The sequence below is a fragment of the Winogradskyella sp. UBA3174 genome (genome assembly GCF_002364335.1).
Taxonomy (GTDB): domain Bacteria; phylum Bacteroidota; class Bacteroidia; order Flavobacteriales; family Flavobacteriaceae; genus Winogradskyella.
This window is the reverse complement of record NZ_DEXW01000053.1, coordinates 7,575-9,001: the sequence shown is the minus strand read 5'-3', so window position 1 is coordinate 9,001 and position 1,427 is coordinate 7,575. Positions and strand designations below refer to the sequence as shown.

1 protein-coding gene is annotated in these 1,427 nt (G+C 33.0%); it reads right to left on the bottom strand.

Annotation, left to right across the window (positions count from 1 at the left end; genetic code table 11):
- Positions 1–251: 251 nt before the first annotated feature.
- The gene (locus tag B2U95_RS09810) at positions 252–1,211 is read right to left on the bottom strand and encodes a helix-turn-helix transcriptional regulator (protein ID WP_296315683.1); all 960 of its coding nucleotides are present in this window, start codon (positions 1,209–1,211) and stop codon (positions 252–254) included.
- Positions 1,212–1,427: the final 216 nt, after the last annotated feature.

The following is a 1,427-nucleotide window of genomic DNA, read 5'->3' as shown; positions in this document are numbered from 1 at the left end:
ATTTTCTAAAATGGGTATATAATATGAAATGGAATACAATAGGATACCAATACTCCAAATAACAATTCCTAATACAATGGCGCGTTTAATTTTCATGTCTTTTTAATTTAAAAGTTACATGGTAAAACTATTTGAAAGCTGCGCTAATGATTGGTCTTAAAAGCAGTAAGATTTGTTCGAAAAGGATTGCATACCAAATAAACAACCCAAGGAAAGGCCATCTTTGGTCTCTTTTTATAATCTATTTGGTATCACTTAATTTGACTTGGTCTATAGCCAAACTTTTTTTCAAACGCATTAGAGAATGAACTCAAACTATCATAGCCAACATGCCAAGCGGCTTCTTGTACTGTGGCTTCTTGAGTTCTAATTAGTTTGTGCGCCAATGTAAGGCGTTCGTTTTGAAGGTATTTAAAGACGGGTACGCCAAAGTAAGCTTTAAACTCTTTCTTTAGTTTAAACATATTCAATCCTATTTGTTTTGAGAGCTCGCTAAGTGAAGGTGGATTATCAATATGTTGTAGTAAAATATCTTTCGCCTGATTTAATTTTTCGCGTTCAGTAGTATTTATACTTTCGGTTTTTGAACGTGCTAATTGCCCAAAAAAGTGTGATAATAGTGTTGTGATTTGACTGCGAAAGAACATCATTTTTGTTTTTCCTTCGTATTGAATATGAAATAAGGAATCTACTATAGATTGCATTTCTGGTGTCATAATAAAACTAGGCCCTTCTACATAATGATCCGAAGGATTAACCAGCTGATTTAGTAGATCTCCAAATAACTCACCCTCGTGATTAGGAAGTTTATCTATAGCCTTTGCAGTTGTTGCAATAACCAAACATTCCAAGGGTTTTGAAGCAGATACCGTATGTATAAATTCTACATTTTCGTTGGCATAAAATGAAAGCGCTAAACCTTTGGTATAAGTGAACTCTTTTTGTTTCGTATCATATTTTACACTTAAATCAACATTCCCAGAACCATAAAAAGCAACCGCAATAAGAGGTTCCTCAAAAGAACAGGAGTCTATGGTAGGCTCATTTACTTTGGCTTCTTCAACCAAAATCGTAAAATCATTTATGTCTATAATGTCTCTTGTCATATCAATGTATACAAATATAAAGAAATGATATGTTACGTTATTAGGAGGTGCAGAAAAAGGAAATTCAACAATAAAGATGGCTAAAAAAGATGTGTTTACATACATGAAAAGAGACCTCACATTTTTAAAAGCCGCTGGGAAAAATGCAGAATAAGACTATTAAACACCGTGAAGTAAATAGGCTAATATGAGTACACTAGCCTATTCTCAACAAAAATCTAAAGTCGATTAGTTTATTTGGTTTATTGAATATGTATTACGACGTAAACAACTCCAAAGCTTCCAAAACACCAGCATAACTATAATCAGTTTCACCTAAAA